18 protein-coding genes are annotated in these 20,253 nt (G+C 59.4%); 7 read left to right on the top strand and 11 right to left on the bottom strand.

From position 1 onward, the window contains the following. Positions 1-203: 203 nt before the first annotated feature. The 3 genes from BN1139_RS12300 to glyQ all read right to left on the bottom strand — a co-directional run bounded on the left by BN1139_RS12300 (position 204) and on the right by glyQ (position 4,006). Complete coding sequence (locus BN1139_RS12300) at positions 204-773, bottom strand: hypothetical protein (protein ID WP_013724220.1); 570 nt, start codon at positions 771-773, stop codon at positions 204-206. A 230-nt stretch (positions 774-1,003) separates the two neighbouring features. Next, positions 1,004-3,073: a glycine--tRNA ligase subunit beta gene (glyS, locus tag BN1139_RS12295; protein ID WP_005355939.1), complete on the bottom strand. Its 2,070-nt coding sequence runs from the start codon at positions 3,071-3,073 to the stop codon at positions 1,004-1,006. Between the two features lie 9 nt (positions 3,074-3,082). After that, entirely contained in the window at positions 3,083-4,006 is a 924-nt protein-coding gene (gene glyQ, locus BN1139_RS12290; protein WP_005339464.1) for a glycine--tRNA ligase subunit alpha, read from the bottom strand. A gap of 222 nt (positions 4,007-4,228) precedes the next feature. Here glyQ and BN1139_RS12285 point away from each other — a divergent pair, with 222 nt between their 5' ends. Both BN1139_RS12285 and BN1139_RS12280 read left to right on the top strand, forming a co-directional pair. After that, the gene (locus BN1139_RS12285; protein ID WP_005355941.1) at positions 4,229-4,801 is read left to right on the top strand and encodes a DNA-3-methyladenine glycosylase I; all 573 of its coding nucleotides are present in this window, start codon (positions 4,229-4,231) and stop codon (positions 4,799-4,801) included. 129 nt (positions 4,802-4,930) lie between these two features. Further along, positions 4,931-5,587 carry an OmpA family lipoprotein gene (locus BN1139_RS12280; RefSeq protein ID WP_005339468.1) on the top strand — a complete coding sequence of 219 codons (657 nt, stop codon included), beginning with the start codon at positions 4,931-4,933 and terminating at the stop codon, positions 5,585-5,587. A 134-nt stretch (positions 5,588-5,721) separates the two neighbouring features. Here the strand turns inward: BN1139_RS12280 and BN1139_RS12275 are convergent, their stop codons facing one another. Together BN1139_RS12275 and tusA are read right to left on the bottom strand one after the other, a co-directional pair. After that, positions 5,722-6,069, bottom strand: a complete 348-nt coding sequence (locus BN1139_RS12275) for a RidA family protein (protein WP_005355943.1) — start codon at positions 6,067-6,069, stop codon at positions 5,722-5,724. A 21-nt stretch (positions 6,070-6,090) separates the two neighbouring features. Further along, positions 6,091-6,336, bottom strand: coding sequence for a sulfurtransferase TusA (gene tusA, locus BN1139_RS12270; RefSeq protein ID WP_005342448.1), 246 nt, complete (start codon positions 6,334-6,336; stop codon positions 6,091-6,093). Positions 6,337-6,505: 169 nt separating this feature from the next. On the opposite strand from tusA, the gene BN1139_RS12265 reads away from it, so the two are divergent. After that, a complete protein-coding gene (locus BN1139_RS12265; RefSeq protein WP_005339471.1) occupies positions 6,506-6,697 on the top strand; it encodes a hypothetical protein in 192 nt (63 codons plus the stop codon). A gap of 75 nt (positions 6,698-6,772) precedes the next feature. Here BN1139_RS12265 and BN1139_RS12260 read toward each other — a convergent pair whose 3' ends face one another. From BN1139_RS12260 to BN1139_RS12235, 6 genes are all read right to left on the bottom strand, one after another. Continuing rightward, positions 6,773-8,011: an ABC transporter substrate-binding protein gene (locus tag BN1139_RS12260; protein ID WP_005355946.1), complete on the bottom strand. Its 1,239-nt coding sequence runs from the start codon at positions 8,009-8,011 to the stop codon at positions 6,773-6,775. Between the two features lie 4 nt (positions 8,012-8,015). Next, positions 8,016-9,461, bottom strand: a complete 1,446-nt coding sequence (locus BN1139_RS12255) for an ATP-binding protein (protein WP_005355948.1) — start codon at positions 9,459-9,461, stop codon at positions 8,016-8,018. Continuing rightward, positions 9,458-10,180 (bottom strand): response regulator, encoded by a 723-nt coding sequence (locus BN1139_RS12250; protein WP_005339475.1) that lies wholly within the window; start codon positions 10,178-10,180, stop codon positions 9,458-9,460. The genes BN1139_RS12255 and BN1139_RS12250 overlap by 4 nt, the downstream gene beginning before the upstream one ends. A 278-nt stretch (positions 10,181-10,458) precedes the next feature. Continuing rightward, a complete protein-coding gene (gene fadA / locus BN1139_RS12245; RefSeq protein ID WP_005355952.1) occupies positions 10,459-11,622 on the bottom strand; it encodes an acetyl-CoA C-acyltransferase FadA in 1,164 nt (387 codons plus the stop codon). A gap of 21 nt (positions 11,623-11,643) precedes the next feature. Further along, positions 11,644-13,791, bottom strand: a complete 2,148-nt coding sequence (gene fadB / locus BN1139_RS12240) for a fatty acid oxidation complex subunit alpha FadB (RefSeq protein WP_005355959.1) — start codon at positions 13,789-13,791, stop codon at positions 11,644-11,646. 204 nt (positions 13,792-13,995) lie between these two features. Next, positions 13,996-15,933, bottom strand: coding sequence for an acetoacetate--CoA ligase (locus tag BN1139_RS12235; protein ID WP_005355961.1), 1,938 nt, complete (start codon positions 15,931-15,933; stop codon positions 13,996-13,998). A gap of 191 nt (positions 15,934-16,124) precedes the next feature. Between BN1139_RS12235 and pepQ the strand changes: the two genes are divergently transcribed. The 4 genes from pepQ to hemG are packed head-to-tail and all read left to right on the top strand — an operon-like array spanning position 16,125 to position 20,090. After that, positions 16,125-17,447 (top strand): Xaa-Pro dipeptidase, encoded by a 1,323-nt coding sequence (gene pepQ / locus BN1139_RS12230; protein WP_005355963.1) that lies wholly within the window; start codon positions 16,125-16,127, stop codon positions 17,445-17,447. Further along, the gene (locus BN1139_RS12225) at positions 17,447-18,064 is read left to right on the top strand and encodes a YigZ family protein (RefSeq protein WP_005355964.1); all 618 of its coding nucleotides are present in this window, start codon (positions 17,447-17,449) and stop codon (positions 18,062-18,064) included. The genes pepQ and BN1139_RS12225 overlap by 1 nt, the downstream gene beginning before the upstream one ends. Before the next feature lie 36 nt (positions 18,065-18,100). After that, on the top strand, positions 18,101-19,558 hold the full coding sequence (locus tag BN1139_RS12220) for a TrkH family potassium uptake protein (protein ID WP_005339482.1): 1,458 nt from the start codon (positions 18,101-18,103) through the stop codon (positions 19,556-19,558). 7 nt (positions 19,559-19,565) lie between these two features. Then, a complete protein-coding gene (gene hemG / locus BN1139_RS12215; protein ID WP_005339483.1) occupies positions 19,566-20,090 on the top strand; it encodes a menaquinone-dependent protoporphyrinogen IX dehydrogenase in 525 nt (174 codons plus the stop codon). Positions 20,091-20,253 lie beyond the last annotated feature (163 nt).

The following is a 20,253-nucleotide window of genomic DNA, read 5'->3' as shown; positions in this document are numbered from 1 at the left end:
CTCTCGGGGCGTGGCGGCGCTGGGCACTGTCTCAAATGATAACAGCTCATCTTTCCTGAGAGGGGCAATTCCGGTGATCGGGTCGGGATCGGGGATGAGATTGCGTCTGTCTCCCACCAGTGTTTAAAACCGGCCTGCACCGTTGACGTGATATACGCGAACGTCCGATTACGCCTTCCGGCTAATCGAACCTACGTGTCTGTTTAGCCTTGTTTCATCTTTATTGCCTTGCCTAGCTGTTTTTGAAGTGAGTCCACAGCCTTGTTTGTTTTATCGAACAAATATTCTTCAAGCACCTGTGTACATTTTTTGTATTCCTCATATTCATTCAGCGGAATGGCAAAGGCATACCTATGTGACAGGATAAACTCATCTTCCGTTTCTTTAATATCGAGAATCGCATCATCGAGGCCTGACATATCGTTATGGGCCGCAAATGTGTTCCGAAGTGCCATGATGCGATGATGAATGATGAGCAAATCACCTCTATCCACAAAAACGTGTTTTTCTTCTAATTTACTGCGGCCTTTCCCTGCTGATAAGAAACACTTGCCATACGACAATAGAAAGGCTTTGAATAATGCCAGTTGAGTTAGTAGCTCTTTCATTGATGATTTAGGGCTTATTCTGTGGGTACTCTCGGCGAGATCCAGAAAGCTCCTAGCTTCAAAGGCCTGCATCATGAGAAAAGTCCACTTATTCATGATCCCAAACCTCTGATCGATATCGATAGCTTTTTTATTGGTGACTTCTGCACTGGCTAATTGTTTCATTTTTTAGGGCTAACAGTGATTAGATGGAAGATATACCTGATCCGATAATATAGTTTTACATATAATTTATCACCTTCCTTATTAACTATTCTGGAAAACTTAGGAAATAGGTGTGACACATCCATATATATCATATTTTGGTTATCAAGGTCGTGAGCTAGGAATACCGAGAATGCGGTGGTAGAAAATAAAAAAGGCACCCTAAGGTGCCTTTTTTGATACAGACAGTGTTACTGCAGCAGGGAGATATCCGCGACTTGCAGGAACAGGTTGCGCAGGTTGTTCAGCAGTGCCAGACGGTTGGCCTTGAGGGCTTCATCGTCGGCCATCACCATTACCTCGTTGAAGAAGGTGTCGACCGGTTCGCGCAGGGCGGCCAGACGGGTGAGGGCAGCCTGATAGTCACCGGCAGCGAACAGCGGGGCCAGTTCGGCTTGCAGTTCGGCAACCTGGGTGGCCAGCGCCTTCTCGGCGGCATCGACCAGCAGTTCCGGTTTGACGGCAGTCGGCAATTCGCCTTCGACCTTGGCCAGAATGTTGCTCACGCGCTTGTTGGCGGCAGCCAGTGCCAGGGCGGCATCCAGCGTGCGGAAGTGGCTGACGGCCTTGACGCGACGATCGAAGTCGAGCGGACGGGTCGGGCGGCGGGCCAGTACGGCCAGCACCACGTCGGCACCGATGCCTTCGTCCTGATAGGCGGCGCGGAAGCGGCCCAGCATGAAGTCGACCACGTCGGTGACGACGGTTTTGTTGGTCAGCTTGTCGCCGTAGACGCGTACCGCTTCTTCAACCAGTTCAACCAGATCCAGATCCAGCTGCTTCTCGGTCATGATGCGCAGGGCACCGATGGCGGCGCGACGCAGGGCGAACGGGTCCTTGTCACCCTTCGGCAGCATGCCGATGCCGAAGATACCGGCCAGGGTGTCGAACTTGTCGGCCAGCGCGACGGCGCAGGCAACCAGACCGGACGGCAGGGCATCACCGGCAAAGCGCGGCATGTACTGCTCGTTGAGGGCCACGGCCACCGCTTCGTCTTCGCCATCGTGACGGGCGTAGTGCATCCCCATGACACCCTGGGTGTCGGTGAACTCGCCGACCATGTTGGTCATCAGGTCACACTTGGAGAGCAGACCGGCACGCTTGGCCTGAGCTACGTCGGCGCCGATACGCTCGGCGATAAAGCCGGCAACGGTCTCGATACGCTCGACCTTGGCCTTGACGGTGCCCAGCTGTTGCTGGAACAGCACGGTTTCAAGGCGCGGCAGGCGGGAGGCCAGAGTTTGCTTGAGGTCGGTCTTGAAGAAGAACTCGGCGTCAGAGAGACGGGGGCGAACCACCTTCTCGTTGCCGCTGATGATCTGGCTCGGGTCTTTGGACTCGATGTTGGTGACGAAGATGAACTTCGGCAGCAGCTTGCCGCTCTTGTCGTAGACCGGGAAGTACTTCTGGTCACCCTTCATGGTGTGCACCAGCGCTTCAGCCGGAACGGCCAGGAACTTCTCTTCGAAGTTGGCGGTCAGCACCACCGGCCACTCGACCAGTGCGGTCACTTCTTCCAGCAGGGCGTCGTCCAGGTCGGCAACGCCACCGAAGGCGGCAGCGGCCGCTTCGACGTCAGCCTTGATCTTGGCCTTGCGCGCCATAAAGTCGGCAATCACCATGCCGCGCTCCTGCAGGATCTGCGGGTACTGGCTGGCGTTGTCGATGGTGAATTCGCTCTCGCCCATAAAGCGGTGACCGCGGATGGTGCGGGCAGAGTCGATACCCAGAATGTGGGCGGGCACCAGATCCCCATCCAGCAGCAGGGTCACGGTGAACACCGGACGCACGAACTGGATGGTCTTGTCGCCCCAGCGCATCATTTTCGGGATCGGCAGCTTGGCCAGTGCTTGGCTAACCAGCTCGCCCAGCAGATCTTTGGCCGGACGGCCTTCGACCTTGGCGGTGTGAACCAGCCACTCACCCTTGTCGGTGACCAGACGCTCGGCCTGCTCAACGGTGATGCCGTTGCCACGGGCCCAGCCTTCGGCAGCCTTGGTCGGCTTGCCTTCGGCATCGAACGCCTGCGCCACGGCCGGGCCGCGCTTCTCGACGCTCTTGCTCGGCTGTTCGCCGGCCAGCTCGCTTACCTTCAGCGCCAGACGGCGCGGGGAGGCAAACCACTCGACGTCGCCGAAGGCCAGATCGGCCTTGGTCAGTTCGGCTTTGAAGTTGTCGGCAAAGGCTTCGGCCAGGGAGCGCAGGGCTTTGGGCGGCAGCTCAGCAGTACCGATCTCTACCAGAAATGTATGTTGTGCCATGTCCGTTCCTTAACCTTGCTTGTTCTCACTGCGCTGACACATAGGGAAGCCCAGCGCTTCGCGGGAGGCGTAGTATGCCTCTGCCACGGCCTTGGTCAGGGTGCGAATGCGCAGGATGTAGCGCTGACGCTCGGTGACCGAGATGGCCTTGCGGGCATCCAGCAGGTTGAAGGAGTGAGCGGCTTTGAGGATGCGCTCGTAGGCAGGCAGCGGCAGCGGTTTTTCCAGTGCCAGCAGATTCTGGGCTTCCTTCTCGTACTGCTCGAAGCAGTGGAACAGGAACTCCACATCGGCGTGTTCGAAGTTGTAGGTGGATTGCTCCACTTCGTTCTGGTGGAACACGTCGCCGTAGGTGGTCTTGCCCAGCGGGCCGTCAGACCAGACCAGATCGTAGACGCTGTCCACGCCCTGAATGTACATGGCCAGACGCTCGAGACCGTAGGTGATCTCGCCGGTGACCGGCTTGCACTCGAGGCCGCCGACCTGCTGGAAGTAGGTGAACTGGGTCACTTCCATGCCGTTCAGCCACACTTCCCAACCCAGACCCCAGGCACCCAGAGTCGGGTTTTCCCAGTTGTCTTCCACGAAGCGGATGTCATGGATTTCAGGATCCATGCCCAGCTCTTTCAGGGAGCCCAGATAGAGTTCCTGAATGTTGTCGGGGGAAGGCTTGATGATCACCTGGAACTGGTAGTAGTGCTGCAGGCGGTTCGGGTTTTCACCGTAGCGGCCGTCAGTCGGACGGCGGGACGGTTGCACGTAGGCGCAGGCGATGGGCTCCGGGCCCAGGGCACGCAGACAGGTCATGGGGTGGGAGGTACCGGCACCCACTTCCATATCCAGCGGCTGAATGATGGTACAGCCCTGGCGGGACCAATAGTCCTGCAGCTGCAGGATCAGGCCCTGAAAGGTTTTGACATCGAATTTTTGCATAATTTTTTTCGCGCGAAGTGAAAATCAGAGCAAGATTTGCTGAATGTGAACCGAGGGAGTATACCGTCTGGCATGGTCGGATAATAGGCGAAATTGCAGCGGATTCGCGGGATGGTGCTGCGCTCTGGCTGGTCGGGCGGGATGTCCGGTATATGATGTGAGCAGTGCCGCCTGCACAGTGGGCAGGGTCGGGCACACCGCTGAAATAACGAGGGAGAGGAAATGGAACTGCGCTGCGCCTGGGTGACCAAGGACCCGGAATACATTGAATACCATGACAAACAGTGGGGCAGGCCGGTCTATGACCCCCGCGAGCTGTTTGCCAAGCTCTGCCTCGACGGCCAGCAGGCGGGGCTGTCGTGGATCACCATCCTCAAGCGCACCGAGAGCTACTACCGCGCCTATGTCGACTTTGATCCGGTGCAGATTGCCCGCTTCGACGAGCAGGATGTGGAGCGGCTGATGCAGGACAGCGGCATTATCCGCAACCGGCTCAAGGTGCAGTCGATCATCAGAAATGCCCGCGCTTATCTGGCGTTACAGGAGCAGGGGATCGACTTCGCCGACTACCTGTGGGGCTTTGTTGGCGGTGCCCCCATCGTCAACCAGCGGCAGGGCAACGGCGACATTCCGGCGACCTCGCCGGAGTCAGATGCCATGTCGAAAGCGCTCAAGAAGCTCGGCTTCAACTTCGTTGGCAGCACCATCTGTTACGCCTTTATGCAGGCAGTGGGGATGGTGAACGATCATCTGGTCAGCTGTCCTTGCCACGCCGAGTGCCAGTTATCGCGCTGACAGCCCGCCGATTGGCCAAAAAAACACCACTCTCGCCATCTGTTCAGGCTTGCGTCAGACAATGGCGTGCCAGCGCGTTACAATCCGGCCCCCGGCATGGTGCCGGATTGTTTTCACAGAGGTTTTTTCATGCGAGCCAAGATCCTGGTGCCAGCTCTGGCACTGACCGTTGCCCTGAGCGGCTGTACCACCAACCCCTACACAGGTGAATCCCAGACCTCCAAAGGTGCCTGGGGCGCGCTGGCTGGCGCCGCTGCCGGTGCGGCCGTAGGTGCGCTCTCCTCCAGCAAGGGTGACCGCAAGAAGGGCATCCTGACCGGCGTTGCTGCCGGCGCGGCGCTGGGTGGCGGTATCGGCTACTACATGGACGTGCAGGAAGCCAAGCTGCGCGAGAAGCTGCAGGGCACCGGCGTCAGCGTGACCCGCAATGGCAATGAGCTGATCCTCAACATGCCGAACAACGTGACCTTCGACAGCTCCAGCTCCCAGCTGAAAGCGGCCGGTGCCAACACCCTCTCCGGTGTGGCCATGGTGGTTGCCGAGTTCGACAAGACCCGCCTGAACGTGGTCGGTCACACCGACAGTACCGGTTCCCGCGACCTGAACATGAAGCTCTCCCGCGATCGTGCCGATGCCGTTGCCGCCCAGCTGATTGGTCAGGGCGTAGCAGGCAGCCGCATCTCCACCACCGGCGTGGGCCCGGATCAGCCGGTTGCTACCAACAGCACCGCCGCTGGCAAAGCCCAGAACCGCCGCGTGACCATTACCCTGACCCCGACCGCCTAAGTCGCTCAGGTTTCGGTAACGAAAAGGCCCCGCCAGTAATGGCGGGGCCTTTCTATTGGAGCCGTTGCTGGCAATAGCGCCCTGTTGTTTGCTCCCTTTTCCCTTGTGGGAGAGGGGGCGGGGATAAGCGCCTCTTAGACAGCCGCTGTCAGCTGTACTTCGACCTTGTAGCCTTCGTGGGCCAGACGGGCCTGTACGCAGGCGCGAACCGGCGCGGTGCCAGCCGGGATCCAGGCATCCCACTGCTCGTTGAAGGCAGCGATGTCCTGAATGTCTTTGAGATAGATATTGGCCATCAGGATCTTGTCGACGCCGGAGCCGTTGGCTTCCAGCAGGCGCTGCAGGCTTGCCAGCACTTCACGGGTCTGCTGGTGGATGTCGGCCTCTTCGCTGACGGGCACTTCCACCACGTAGAGGGTGCCATTGTGGATGACCACGTCTGACCAACGCTGGGTGGTGCCGATTCGGGTAATGGTTGTCATGGAGTGCTCCGGTACAGGGGCTTATTGACCCTTGCGGATCAGATAGCGGTAGGGGGCCTGCTCTGTCTCGCTGGCGACCAGGGTGTGATCCATAAAGCGGCAGAAACTGGGGATGTCGCGGGTGGTTGAAGGATCGTCGGCACTGACCAGCAGGGTCTCGCCATCCGCCATCAGCCGCACTTTCTTGCGAACCATCATAACGGGTTCCGGGCAACGAAGCCCGATTGCGTCCAACTCGTGAGTCGCGTCGCAGAATAAATCACTCATCTATTATCAACCTTCAACCTATTCGGCTACCAATGATACTCAGGGCTAAAAAATAATCAAACAAACGACCCATTAACCAGCATATGTAACCGAAATGTTATTCGGCCCTATCCAGCTTGCGCCGGACGAGTAATATAAAAATTGAACCATATTCAACAAGGAGGTGAATATGCAGGTCTCCTACGGCAGATTACAAGCCTATGCAGGCATGGGGTTCTTGTCCTTCGCCATGATAGTGATGGGCAGCCCGATCGGGAATACCGGTACCTGGTTCGGCTCCATGGTGATGGTCGGGTTGGGGCTCTGGATCGAGCTCAGCGATTACTATGACGAGGATGAGGACGAGAACGATCAATCCTGAATCGGATGACGATTCAACAACAAAGGCGGAGTAACTCCGCCTTTGTCATTTCTGCCGTTTGGCAATGTGCCCGGATCAGCGGGTCGAGCGCATCGCCCGCTCCAGATGCAGCGCCGTCTGCTCCGGGTTGGCCTTGGGGTCGTTGAAGAAGTTGCTCAGCACATCGAGGATCGCCTGTCGCATATTGGTCGGCGTCGCCATCCCTTCCGCCATGCTGGGCAGCAGGTTGTCCTGCTTTTCCGCCAGCAGGAAATCCTGATAGGAGCGGACGGCGCAGCGGTCGAACTTGCTCATGTCGGGATTGGTCAGCGCCGGGATCGACCCCTTCACCCGATTGAACTCCTCCTGAAATTGCGGCGTCATCAGCAGTTGGGCCAGATCCCCCTGCGCCTGCAGCTGGGCCGGATCCCGCTGTTTGAACATGGCGATGGAGTCGAGGTTGTAGCTGAACAGTCCGGCGCTGCCCGGGCTCGGCAGGCAGGCGATATCCTCACCCGGCCGGTAGTTGCCCGCGCTCAGTTCACCCTTCACCCAGTCCCCCATCACCTGCATGGCGGCGCCACCGCTCTCCAGCAGATTGGTGGCCTGATGCCACTTCAGACCGGCGTATTTTTGCGGCACATAGGCGCGCAGCTGCTGGAAGCGGGTCAGCACCCGCACCATGTCGGGGCCGGTCAGGGTGGCGCTGTCCTGCTCGAGGAACGCCTTGCGATAGAATTCTTTTCCGCCCTCACCGAGTGCCACTGTTTCAAACAGTACCGCCAGCTGCCAGGGCTCGTTGCCGATGGCGAGCGGGGTGATGCCCCGTTTTTTAAGCTGGTCGGCGACGGTGACAAACTGGGCCCAGCTGGTGGGCGGAGTCAGCTTGTTGCGCTCGAACACCTTGCGGTTGAGCCACAGCCAGTTGACCCGGTGGATGCCGGTGGGCACCGCCATCAAGGCGCCATTCTGGCTGAGGGTAGCCCGCACCATGGGCGGCATCTGACTGTACCAGCCGAGGTGTTCGGCCATCGGGCTGAGATCGCGCAAAAAGCCGAGTCCGGCCCACTCCTTGAGCTCATAGCCCTTGAGGTGGGCCGCTTCTGGCGGGTTGGCGGCCAATGCCCGGCTCTTCAATACCGTCATGGCGCTCTTGCCGCCGCCGCCCTGTACCGCGAAGTCGTTCCACTGGTTGCCCTGTTTGGTCCACTCGGATTTGAGCACTTCGACCGCTTTCGCTTCGCCGCCGGATGTCCACCAGTGCAGTACCTCCACCTGGGAAGCGGCAACTGGAGCAGAGAGCAGGGCGATGACAGAAAAAGACAACCACTTCATAAGGTTACTGCCTTGGTAGGGAGAGCGTGGCCTGCAGGCCACCTTGCGGACGATTTTCCAGCACCAGATCGCCACCGTGGGCGTGGGCAATGTTGCGGGCGATGCCAAGGCCGAGGCCGGTGCCGGCCTGATCCGTGCTGAGCCGGTAATAGGGTTCGAAGATGCGCTCGAACTGATCGTCCGGCAGGCCGGGGCCCTCATCCATGATAAAGAGGATCAGCATCTCCTCGTCATCCATGATGATGATGCGCACCCGCTGGCCATATTTGATGCCGTTGTCCACCAGATTGCCGATGCAGCGCTTGAGCGCCAGCAGCTTGCCGCGATAGGGCCACTTGCAGTGCCCTTCGATGGTCAGCCGCTCGTCGTGCAGGTTCATCGACTCCGCCATCTGCTCAAGCAGGGCGTTGATGTCGATCTCCTCGATATTCTCGTGAATGTCGGTCTCTTTGACCGTCTGCAGCGCCCCTTTCACCATCAGCTCCAGTTCGTCGAGATCCTTGTTGAACTTGCCGATCTGCACCTCGTCGTCGAGCAGTTCGACCCGCAGCCGCAGCCGGGTGATGGGGGTCTTGAGGTCGTGGGAGATGGAGCTGAACAGCCGCTCTCTATCGTCGATATAGCGGCGAATGCGGTGCTGCATGATGTTGAAGGCGCGGGTGGCCGCCACGATTTCCGATGCTCCTTCCTCCTTGAGTGAAGGCTGATCGATATCCTTGCCGAGATTCACCGCCGCCTTGGCGAGACGGCGCAGCGGGCGGGTCTGCCAGCGCACCAGCATAAAGGTGAAGAAGCAGAGGAACACCGTCATCAGGGCGATGAAACGCACCTGGTTGCTCGGCATCACGGTATCGTCGAGGGTCATGTAGGGGGCGGGCAGCAGGGCCGCCAGATAGAGCCACTCCCCTTTTTCAATCTCGATCTGGGTCACCAGTACCGGTGGATTGAGCGGCTCCAGCGACAGGGTGTAACGGGCCCAGGAGGAGGGGAGATCCGCCAGCAGGGTGTCGTTATTGAAGACATGGAGGTCATCGGGTCGGGAGAAGTCCACCTTGATCGCCATGGCGTCGGAGAGCTTGCGGGTCAGCACTCCCTGAACCTCCTCCAGCACCTGCGTCTTGCGTTCGCTGTCGGGGATGGCGTTGATGTGTATCTCTTCCTCGTTGAGCGAGACGAAGAAGCGGCTGCCCCCCATGTTGCGCAGTTGGTCCAGCGCGATGTGGCGATATTGCAGCGGCAGGGATTTGAAGAAGTTGACGGTGGAGGCGGCAGACATGGCGAGGTTGCGGGTGGTGCTGAGCATCCCCTCCAGCTCCCGCTTCTGGATCTGCTGCATCCAGATGCCGGTCAGAATGGTCTGGGAGAGCAGGATGGCCAGCAACAGCAGCAGGATCATCCGTGACAACAGGGAGCGGGGCACCAGCGCCCCCCAGGACCACTTGTTGCTCATGGCAGCTCGTGCACCTCGGCGATCAGCATGTAGCCACTGCCGCGAATGGTCTTGATGATGCGCGGGCTCTTGCCGTTGTCGCCCAGCTTCTGGCGCAGACGGCTGATCTGTACGTCGATACCGCGCTCCATCGGCAGGCTTTCGCGGCCGCGGGTGGCATCCGAGATGGTGTCCCGATCCAGCACCACGCCGGGCTGTTGCAGGAACATGCCGAGCAGCATGGCATCGCTGCCGGAGAGATCCAGCAGGCTGCCATCGTCATGGGTCAGCTGGTGGCTCAGGGTGTCGAGGGTCCACTCGGCAAAACGCAGGCGGCGGCTCGGCTCTTTCTCTTTTTCCGGCTGGCGGAATTCGGCGCGGCGCAGCAGCGCCTTGATGCGGGCCTGCAGTTCGCGGGGGCTGAACGGCTTGGCGATATAGTCGTCGGCGCCGAGTTCCAGGCCGATCACCCGATCCGCTTCGTCGGAGGCGGCGGTCAGCATGATGATGGGCACCTGGGAGTCACGACGGATCTGCTGGCAGAGGGTAAAACCGTCCTCGCCGGGCATCATGATGTCCAGAATAATCAGGTCCGGGCTGTGCTGGGCTAGTTGCTGGCGCATTTCGTTGCCCTCCGCCGCCGTCAATACCTGAAAGCCCGCCCGGGTCAGGTACTCATTGAGCAGCTCGCGGATCTCTTGGTCGTCATCGACGATCAGCAGTTGTTTGCTCATTGACATATGTATGTGCATCCACCCATTTTTTTGTGCAGATTGAACCTGTCGGGGGAGTAAAAAGCAAGCAAGCCCCCTATCTAATGTGAGGTTTAAGGCAATAACAGCCTATTGATAAGATTAAAACGAAAAAAGGCCGACCCAAACGGGACGGCCAACAGACAGCTTCTGACCACTGACGAGCACCCCGTGTGGCGATCGTCACAGACTTGAAAAGGGGCCAGTCAGACTGGCCCCGAAAAGGGACAACTCTCAGTAGTGCATCCCGTCGATCCGGTTGGTTATCACACCCGTTCAAACACGGTGGCGATGCCCTGACCCAGACCGATACACATGGTGGCAACCCCCAGGGTGGCATCCTTCTCCTCCATCAGATTGATGAGGGTGGTGGAGATGCGGGCGCCGGAGCAGCCGAGCGGGTGGCCCAGCGCAATGGCGCCGCCGTTCAGGTTCACCTTCTCGTCCACCTGATCCTGCAGACCCAGATCCTTCACGCAGGGCAGAGACTGGGCGGCAAACGCCTCGTTCAGCTCGAACAGGTCGATATCACCGACAGTCAGACCGGCACGTTTGAGCGCCTTCTGGGTCGCCGGCACCGGGCCGTAACCCATGATGGCGGCGTCACAGCCGGCGATGGCCATGGCACGTACCTTGGCGCGCGGCGTGAGGCCGAGGGCCTTGGCGCGATCCGCGCTCATCACCAGCATGGCGGCGGCGCCATCGGACAGCGCCGAGGAGCTGCCGGCGGTGACGGTGCCGTTGACCGGGTCAAACACCGGGCGCAGCTGGCTCAGGGTTTCGACCGTGGTCTCCGGGCGTATCACCTCGTCATAGTCGTAGAAGAAGCGGGCGCCGCTGGCGTCATGGCCTTCCAGCCCGACGATCTCCTTGGCGAAACGGCCTTCCACGGTGGCGGCGTGAGCGCGGCGGTGGGAGCGGGCGGCAAACTCGTCCTGCTGCTGACGGCTGATGCCGTGCAGCTTGCCGAGCATCTCGGCGGTCAATCCCATCATGCCGGAGGCTTTCGCCACCGACTTGGCCATGCCGGGGTGGAAGTCGACGCCGTGGCTCATCGGCACGTGACCCATGTGCTCAACGCCGCCAATGATGAAGATATCCCCATCACCTACCTGAATGGCGCGAGAGGCGTCATGCAGCGCCTGCATACTGGAGCCGCACAGACGGTTGACGGTGACCGCACCCACCTGCTTCGGAATGCCGGCCAGCAAGGCGGCGTTGCGGGCGATGTTGAAGCCCTGCTCCAGGGTCTGCTGCACGCAGCCCCAGTAGATATCCTCGATCTCGTTCGGGTCGAGGTTGGGGTTGCGCAGCAGGATGGATTTCATCAGGTGCGCGGACAGATCTTCTGCACGCACGTTGCGGAAGGCGCCGCCCTTGGACCGGCCCATCGGGGTCCGGATACAGTCGACAATGACTACGTCTTTCATGAATGGATCTCCTTTCCGCAATCAGTAGAAGGTTTTGCCCTGGGCCGCCATCTCGCGCAGCTTGTCGCTGACGCGGTAGAGCGGACCCAAGTCGGCATACTGGTCGGCCATGGCCACGTAGCGATCCAGACCAATGGTGTCCAGATAGCGGAACACGCCGCCGCGGAAGGGAGGGAAGCCCAGACCGTAGACCAGTGCGATGTCGGCTTCGGCTGGCGTGGCGACTATGCCCTCTTCCAGACAGAGCACCACTTCGTTGATCATCGGGATCATCATGCGAGCGATGATGGCGTCCTTGTCGAAATCCTGTTTCGGCTTGGCAATGGGGGCCAGCAGCTCGTAAGCAGCTGCGTCAGCCACCTTCTTCGGCTTGCCCTTCTTGTCCTGCTCGTAGGCGTAGAAGCCCTTGCCGTTCTTCTGACCGAAGCGGTTCACTTCGTACATCACGTCGATGGCGGTGCGGCCTTCCTTGCTCATCCGCGCCGGGAAGCCTTGCGCCATCACGTCACCGGCATGGTGACCGGTGTCGATGCCGACCACATCCAGCAGGTAGGCGGGGCCCATCGGCCAGCCAAACTCCTTCTCCATCACCTTGTCGACGGCGGCAAAGTCGGCGCCATCGGCAACCAGTTTGTTGAAGCCGAAGAAGTAGGGGAACAGCACCCGGTTGACGAAGAAGCCAGGGCAGTCGTTGACTACGACCGGGGACTTGCCCATGGCGGCGGCGTAGGCCACCACGCGGTTGATGGTTTCATCGGAGGTTTGCTCGCCGCGGATGATCTCCACCAGTGGCATGCGGTGCACCGGGTTGAAGAAGTGCATACCGCAGAAGTTCTGCGGGCGCTTCAGCCCCTTGGCCAGCAGGGAGATTGGGATAGTGGAGGTGTTGCTGGCGAGCACGGCGTCTTCGCCAATGATCCCTTCCACTTCGCCCAGTACGGCGGCTTTCACCTTGGGATTCTCGACCACGGCTTCGACCACGACGTCCACATGCTTGACGTTGTCATAGCTGAGGGTGGGAGTGATGGCAGAGAGCACCTGGCCCATCTTGATGCCATCGATGCGGCCCTTTTCGAGCTGGCCGTTGAGCAGCTTGGTGGCTTCGCCCATGCCAAGTGCCAGCGCCTTCTCGTTGATGTCCTTCATCACCGCCGGAATGCCCTTGCTGGCAGACTGGTAGGCGATGCCGCCGCCCATGATGCCGGCACCCAGTACGGCGGCGTGGCCAGTGGCTTTGCTTGCCTGTTTGGCAGCCTTCTTGGCCAGCGCCTTGATGTGTTGATCGTTCAGGAAGATACCGACCAGCGCCTTGGCCACGTCGGTCTTGGCCAGCTTGATAAAGCCCTGTGCTTCAACGACCAGCGCTTCGTCACGGCCCATACCTGCGGCGGCCTCGACGGTTTTCACCGCAGTCATCGGTGCCGGATAGTGTTTGCCCGCCACGGCGGCAACCATGCCGGCGGCGGTGGTGAAGCTCATCATAGCTTCCAGTTTGGAGAGGCGCAGCGGCGCTTTTTTGGCGGCGCGACGGCTCTGCCAGTCCAGCTTGCCCGCGATGGCGTCCTTGATCATCTGCAGCGCAGCGCTCTGCAGCGCGTCGGGGGCGACCACGGCATCTATGGCACCCACCTTGAGGGCGTCATCGGCACGGTAATCCTTGCCGGTGGTGATCCACTCAAGCGCGTTGTCGGCGCCGATCACCCGCGGCAGACGGACTGTGCCGCCAAAGCCCGGCATGATGCCGAGTTTGGTCTCGGGCAGGCCAATCTTGGCGCTGGTGTCAGCCAGACGGAAGTCGGTGGAGAGAATGGTCTCGCAGCCGCCGCCCAGGGCGTGGCCCTTGATGGCGGAGAGGGTCGGAACCGGCAGATCTTCGATGGCATTGAAGATGTCGTTGGCCTTTTTCAGCCAGCCGAGCAGATCTTCTTGCGGCAGATCGAACAGTTCCAGGAATTCGGTAATGTCGGCACCGACGATAAAGGCGTCTTTGCCGGAGGTGAGGATCAGACCTTTTAGTTCACGTTCTTGTTGTAATGCGGCGATCGCTTCGCTCAGGGAGAGCAGGGTAGCGCGATCCAGCTTGTTGACTGAACCCGGGGCATCAAACCTCAGTTCGGCAATGCCGTTTTCGAGGTAGCTGACCGACAGGGTTTCGCCTTGGTAGATCATGAGAGTGTCTCCTTGTTCCCACTCAGTGGGGAGTGGTGCTCCTTAATCCCCAGCAGGGGGCGAGGCTCACTATTGATCCAAAAGGAGACATTTTCAACACCTATTTAAAACATTTGTTTAACAGTTCTCGAGTAAAAGCTCCTCATCACAAAACGGGCAAAAGAGAGGCGCCTTGCGGCGCCTCGGATGACTGTGAGTTTGTTATCAACTGGCCAGTTCCGGCCGGTTGCGATACTGGTTCAGCACCTCGGGGTCGGCGAGGGCGTGGGTATTGTTGACGGGCCGGTTGTGCACCACTTCCCGCACTGCAAGTTCGACGATCTTGCCGGACTTGGTGCGGGGGATAGCATCCACCTGCAGGATGCGGGCGGGCACGTGGCGGGCGGTGCAATGTTGCTTTATTTGCTGGCGGATCCGCTCGCGCAGCGGCTCATCCAGCTTGCAACCCGCCTTGAGCTTGACGAACAGCACCACCCGCTCGTCCTGCTGCCACTGCTGGCCGATGACGATGCTCTCTTCCACTTCGTCGAGCTGTTCGACGTAGCGATAGATCTCGCTGGTGCCGATGCGCACGCCGCCCGGGTTGAGGGTGGCGTCGGAGCGGCCGTAGAACAGAATGCCGCCGGTCGGGGTCAGCTCGATCCAGTCGCCGTGGCACCAGATGTTGTCGAACCGCTCGAAGTAGGCGGCATGGTACTTGTCGCCATTCTCGTCACCCCAGAAGTAAATGGGTTGGGCCGGGAACGGCTTGGTACAGACCAGTTCGCCCTTCTCCCCCTGCACCGGCTGGCCCGCCTCGTTGAATACCTGCACCGCGAGACCGAGGCCGCGCCCCTGACTCTCGCCGCGATGGACAGGGCTGAGCGGATTGCCGATGACGAAGCAGGAGCAGATATCGGTACCGCCTGAGATGGAGCTGAGCTGCACATCCTGCTTGATCTGCTGGTAGACGTAGTCAAATCCCTCCGGCGACAGCACGGAGCCGGTGCTGCAGATCAGCCGCAAGTGCGGCAAATCGTGGCTCTTGATGGGGGCATAACCCTGCTTGTGCAGCGCATCGAGATACTTGGCCGAAGTACCGAACAAGCTGACCTGCTCGTCACGGGCGAGATCCCACAGCACGTTGCCGTCCGGATAAAACGGCGAGCCGTCATAGAGCACCAGGGTGGCACCGGAGGCGAGGGCGCTCACCAGCCAGTTCCACATCATCCAGCCACAGGTGGTGAAGTAGAAGATCCGCTCCCCCGGCTTGATGTCGCAGTGCAGTTGGTGCTCTTTCAGATGTTGCAGCAGGGTGCCGCCAATCCCGTGCACGATGCACTTGGGTTTGCCGGTGGTGCCGGAGGAGTAAAGGATATAGAGCGGATCGTTGAAAGCCATTGGCTCGAACTGGAGGCCGGCGTCCGGCTGGCTCGCCAGCACTTGCTGCCAGTCGTGACCAAGTAGCAGCGGGTTGCCGAGCAGAGGGATCATCACCGTCTGCTCTATGCTGCCGATCTGGCTGACGACCCCTGCCACTTTGTCCTGAATGTCGATAGCTTTGCCGTTGTAGCGATAGCCATCCACCGCAAACAGCACCCGCGGCCGGGTCTGGCCGAAGCGCTCCACCACGCTGGCTTCACCGAAGTCGGGGCTGGTGGAGGTCCAGATCGCCCCGAGGCTGGTGGTTGCCAGCATGGCAACCACGGTTTCCGGAATATTGGGCAGATAGGCGGCGACCACATCGCCACGACCAATCCCCTGATGACGCAGCCACTGAGCCAGCCGGGCAACCTGTTCCCCCAACTCACCCCAGCTCAGAGTGCGACTTGGGCTACCTTCGATACGGGAGATGATGGCCGGGCTCTCGTCCTGACGGCGCAGCAGGTTTTCGGCGAAGTTGAGGCGGCTGTCGGGGAACCAGCGGGTGCGCTGCATATCCTGACGGTTCTCCGCCACTATGTTGCCGAGCTCGCCCTTGACGCCGCAGTGCTGCCATACCAGCGGCCAGAAACGGGTGGTCTTCTCCACCGACCATTGATAAAGCTGCGGGTAGTTCTGCAATTGCAAGCCGTGGAAACGGTTCACCTCCGCCATAAAACGGTAGAGGTTGGATTGCTGCATCCCGAGCGGATCCGGTTGCCACAGGCAGAGGTTGTCCATGAGTAATCCCTGACTTCATGTATCTACCGGCAGTGTATTGAATTGTTTTTGATTTGTTAATGATCGGTTTTCTGTTGATAACAAACACGTTTGTAACGTATGCGTTACCTCACGAAGCGGCAGCTTGACGGGTCGAGCCGCCAAGCGCTTGATGTTATGCTGCAATCACATTCACCTCGGAGCAGGACGCCATGAGCAGCTACAGCCAACTTTTTGCCCAGCACCTCGATACCTTGCAGCAGCGCACCCGCGACATTCTGCAACAACAGGGGCTCAGCGGACTGGCCATCCACTCCGGCCAGACTCACCGCATCTTCCTCGATGATCAGGATTACCCGTTCAAGGTAAACCCGCATTTCAAAGCCTGGTTGCCGGTGCTGGACAATCCCCACTGCTGGCTGCTGGTGGGCGGGGTGAACAAACCAATCCTGCTGTTCTATCGTCCAGTGGATTTCTGGCACAAGGTGGCGGATCTGCCCAATGCCTTCTGGGTCGAGTTCTTCGATATCCGTTTCCTGACAAGGCCGGAACAGGTGGCTGATCACCTGCCTGGCAACAAACAGGAGTGGGCCTATCTGGGCGGCCATCTGGAAGTGGCTGAACTGCTGGGGCTGACCCAGCCCAATCCCGAGGCGGTACTCAACTACCTGCACTATCACCGCGCCTACAAGACCCCCTACGAGCTGGAGTGCCTGCGCGAGGCGAACCGGATTGGGGTACGCGGCCATATCGCCGCCAAGGACTCCTTTATGGCGGGGGCGAGCGAGTTCGAGATCAATCTGGCCTATATGAAAGCGGTCGGACAGGGAGCCAATGAGGCGCCCTACGGCAATATCGTCGCCATCAACCGCAACGCAGCTATCCTTCACTACACCCACTTGTCCGCCGTGCGGGTGCCCGATGCGGAGCGCTACTCCTTCCTGATCGATGCCGGTGTCGATTTTCACGGTTATGCCTCCGACATCACCCGTAGCTGGGCGTGGCGGCGCGGCGAGTTTGCCGATCTGATTGCTGCCCTCGACGAGCAGCAGCAGGAGATTATCAAGGAGATCAAACCGGGTCGCCGTTACAGCGAGCTGCATCTGCAGATGCACCACAAGCTGGCGCGCCTGCTGCAAACCACCGAACTGGTGGATATGTCGGTAGACGAGATGATCCACACCGGGGTGACCAACGTCTTCTTCCCTCACGGCCTCGGCCACTTCCTCGGTTTGCAGGTACACGATGCGGGCGGTTTCATGCAGGATGAGCGCGGCACTCATCTGGCGGCGCCCGAGCTGTTCCCCTATCTGCGCTGCACCCGGGTGATGGAGGTTGATCAGGTGTTCACCATCGAGCCGGGTCTCTACTTCATCGACAGTTTGCTGGAGCCGCTGCGTCAGGGCGAACAGGGCAAGAGGGTCAACTGGAACAAGGTGGAGGCACTGCGTCCGTTCGGCGGCATCCGCATCGAAGACAACGTGGTGCTGCACGCCAACGGGGTGGAGAACATGACCAGACAAGCAGGACTCTGATGGCGGCAGCGTACTCCATTCCGGCTGCCCCGCTGGAGTTGACCGAAGAGATAAAGAAGAGTCGCTTCATTACCCTGATCGCCCACACCCCGACCGTCGAGGCGGCCAAGGGGTGGGTCAACGAGATCAAGCGCCAACATCCGACCGCTCGCCACCACTGCTGGGCGTTTGTGGCGGGTGCGCCGCAAGATAGCCAAGTCTATGGCTTCAGCGATGATGGCGAACCGTCCGGTACCGCGGGCAAGCCGATCCTGGCCCAACTGATGGGGTCGGGGATCGGTGAAATCTGCGCCGTGGTAGTGCGTTACTACGGCGGCATCCAGCTTGGTACCGGTGGGCTGGTCAAAGCCTATGGAGGCGGCGTTGGTGCCGCCCTCAAGCAACTGCCCACCCTGCTCAAGGTGCCACGCACTCCCTCTCTCATTCACTGCGATTACGGTGACATGGGGACGGTCGAGTCGCTGATCAGCAGCCATAATGGCGAATTGCTGGCGGCGGATTACGGTCAGCAGGTCACCTTGCAGGTTGCGTGGGAGTCCTCAGTTTGGGCTCAGGTGGACCGTGAATTGACCGACCGGACTCATGGGCGGGTATCCCTCAGCCCCTTAGATGGCTAGAATCCATCGCTCTTTAATTGGGGAAAGGGAGCTGTAATGCACATTCTGAGCATTATTCGCATTGTTGGCCTGCTGGTTGCGCTGTTCAGCTCGACCATGCTGTTGCCTGCACTGGTGGCCTTTGGTTATCGGGATGGTGGTGGTGCCGAGTTCGTCAGCTCTTTTCTGATCGCCCTGCTGCTCGGCGTGGTGCTCTGGTTTCCCAATCGCTATCACAAGAAGGAGATGCGCTCGAAAGAGGGCTTTCTGATTGTGGTGCTGTTCTGGACCGTGCTGGGCAGTGTGGGGGCGGTGCCCTTTATCATGAGCGATGTGCCGGATATGTCGGTCTCGGAGGCTTTCTTCGAATCTTTTTCCGGCCTGACCACCACAGGGGCAACGGTACTGACCGGGCTCGATAATCTGCCCAAGGCGTTTCTGTTCTATCGCCAGCTGCTGCAGTGGCTGGGGGGCATGGGGATCATCGTACTGGCGGTGGCCATTCTGCCACTGCTGGGTATCGGGGGCATGCAGCTCTATCGCGCCGAGATCCCGGGGCCGGTGAAGGATACCAAGGTGACGCCGCGCATCGCCGAAACGGCCAAGGCGCTCTGGTTCATCTATCTGCTGCTGACCGCGCTCTGTGCGCTGGCCTACTGGCTCGCCGGAATGACGCTGTTCGATGCGGTCTGCCATTCGTTCTCGACGCTGTCGGTCGGTGGCTTCTCCACTCACGATGCCAGCATCGGTTTCTTCAACAGTCCGGTCATCAACCTGATTACCGTGGTGTTCCTGCTGCTGGCCAGCGTGAACTTTGCGCTCCACTTTACCGTTTTCTCTCACCGCCCGGTTCGGCTCGGGCGCTACCTCTATGATTCTGAACTCAAGGTGTTCCTGGCCATTCAGGCGACCCTGGTGATGATCTGCTTTGTCGCTTTGCTGACCCACGGGCACTACGCCACCTGGCAAGAGGCGCTCAACCACGGCCTTTTCCAGGCAGTCTCTCTGGGTACCACCACCGGCTACAGCACCACGACCTATGCAGATTGGCCCTCGTTCTTGCCCATGCTGCTGATGTTCTCCGCCTTTATCGGCTGTTGTGCGGGCAGTACCGGCGGTGGCATCAAGGTGATGCGTTTTATGATCCTGTTCATGCAGGGGATGCGCGAGTTGAAGCGGTTGGTTCACCCCAGAGCCATCTATACCTTGAAGCTGGGGAATCGGGCGGTGCCCGAGCGCATCGTCGAGGCAGTGTGGGGCTACTTTGCCACCTATATTATTCTCTTCTTTATGTTCATGCTGCTGTTGCTGATGACGGGGCTGAACGAAGTGACCGCATTCACCGCTGTGGCTGCGGCTTTCACCAACGTAGGCCCGGGTTTGGGAGAGGTATCAGCCAACTTCGGCAATATCTCGCCAGCGGCCCAGTGGGTACTGGTGTTGGCCATGTTGTTTGGTCGATTGGAAATTTTCACGCTTCTGGTACTGTTTACTCCTGCATTCTGGCGTAGTTGAGGTTGTTATGGACAAGATTCTGGTGCTTTATTCCTCTCGGGATGGCCAAACCCGCAAAATAGTCGATGTCATGCTGGAGCAGATGCCGGGATGCGAAGTGGTGATGCACGACCTGCACACCTTGCCGATGTGCAACCTCAGCAAGTATGCCAAGGTCTTGATCGGCGCCTCCATTCGTTATGGCAACTTCCACCCCAGCCTGTTCAGCTTTATTCACGCTCATCAGGAGCAGCTGGAGGTGGCCAATGCGGCCTTCTTCTGTGTCAACCTGACGGCCCGCAAGCCAGAGAAGCAGACGCCGCAAACCAATGCCTATATGAAGAAGTTCCTGCGCCTCTCCCCCTGGAAGCCGAAAACTCTGGGGGTGTTTGCCGGCGCGCTGCAGTACTCCCGCTATAACTGGTGGCAGACTCGCATCATCCAGCTGATCATGAAGATTACCGGTGGCAGTACTGACACTAGTAAGGACATTGAGTTTACCGATTGGGAAAAGGTGCGCAGCTTTGCACGCGAATTCTGGTCGAAAAGGTAGCAGCGTGATGTGAAATCAGGGTTTCTTGCCCGAAACATCCCCGCCGATGCGGGGCTTTTGTTTAATAAAACAACGGTTGAACCGGAAAACTGTAAAAAGTGCCAATTTTTGCAGTTTTCCTCTTGTCTTCACGGCGCGGCTCTCTATAATGCGCCCCTACCAG

Source organism: Aeromonas veronii bv. veronii, from assembly GCF_000820225.1.
GTDB classification, from domain to species: domain Bacteria; phylum Pseudomonadota; class Gammaproteobacteria; order Enterobacterales; family Aeromonadaceae; genus Aeromonas; species Aeromonas veronii.
The sequence above is the reverse complement of the archived record's forward strand: the minus strand, read 5'-3'. Positions and strand labels throughout refer to the sequence as shown.

Bases quoted from the DNA above. Each gene is read 5' to 3' on its own strand.
- BN1139_RS12235 (WP_005355961.1), bottom strand. From the start codon at position 15,933: ATGGACAACCTCTGCCTGTGGCAACCGGATCCGCTCGGGATGCAGCAA.
- tusA (WP_005342448.1), bottom strand. From the start codon at position 6,336: ATGAGTGATTTATTCTGCGACGCGACTCACGAGTTGGACGCAATCGGG.
- BN1139_RS12285 (WP_005355941.1), top strand. From the start codon at position 4,229: ATGGAACTGCGCTGCGCCTGGGTGACCAAGGACCCGGAATACATTGAA.
- BN1139_RS12265 (WP_005339471.1), top strand. From the start codon at position 6,506: ATGCAGGTCTCCTACGGCAGATTACAAGCCTATGCAGGCATGGGGTTC.
- hemG (WP_005339483.1), top strand. From the start codon at position 19,566: ATGGACAAGATTCTGGTGCTTTATTCCTCTCGGGATGGCCAAACCCGC.
- glyQ (WP_005339464.1), bottom strand. From the start codon at position 4,006: ATGCAAAAATTCGATGTCAAAACCTTTCAGGGCCTGATCCTGCAGCTG.
- BN1139_RS12220 (WP_005339482.1), top strand. From the start codon at position 18,101: ATGCACATTCTGAGCATTATTCGCATTGTTGGCCTGCTGGTTGCGCTG.
- BN1139_RS12280 (WP_005339468.1), top strand. From the start codon at position 4,931: ATGCGAGCCAAGATCCTGGTGCCAGCTCTGGCACTGACCGTTGCCCTG.
- BN1139_RS12225 (WP_005355964.1), top strand. From the start codon at position 17,447: ATGGCGGCAGCGTACTCCATTCCGGCTGCCCCGCTGGAGTTGACCGAA.
- BN1139_RS12260 (WP_005355946.1), bottom strand. From the start codon at position 8,011: ATGAAGTGGTTGTCTTTTTCTGTCATCGCCCTGCTCTCTGCTCCAGTT.
- pepQ (WP_005355963.1), top strand. From the start codon at position 16,125: ATGAGCAGCTACAGCCAACTTTTTGCCCAGCACCTCGATACCTTGCAG.
- fadA (WP_005355952.1), bottom strand. From the start codon at position 11,622: ATGAAAGACGTAGTCATTGTCGACTGTATCCGGACCCCGATGGGCCGG.
- BN1139_RS12300 (WP_013724220.1), bottom strand. From the start codon at position 773: ATGAAACAATTAGCCAGTGCAGAAGTCACCAATAAAAAAGCTATCGAT.
- BN1139_RS12250 (WP_005339475.1), bottom strand. From the start codon at position 10,180: ATGTCAATGAGCAAACAACTGCTGATCGTCGATGACGACCAAGAGATC.
- BN1139_RS12255 (WP_005355948.1), bottom strand. From the start codon at position 9,461: ATGAGCAACAAGTGGTCCTGGGGGGCGCTGGTGCCCCGCTCCCTGTTG.
- BN1139_RS12275 (WP_005355943.1), bottom strand. From the start codon at position 6,069: ATGACAACCATTACCCGAATCGGCACCACCCAGCGTTGGTCAGACGTG.
- glyS (WP_005355939.1), bottom strand. From the start codon at position 3,073: ATGGCACAACATACATTTCTGGTAGAGATCGGTACTGCTGAGCTGCCG.
- fadB (WP_005355959.1), bottom strand. From the start codon at position 13,791: ATGATCTACCAAGGCGAAACCCTGTCGGTCAGCTACCTCGAAAACGGC.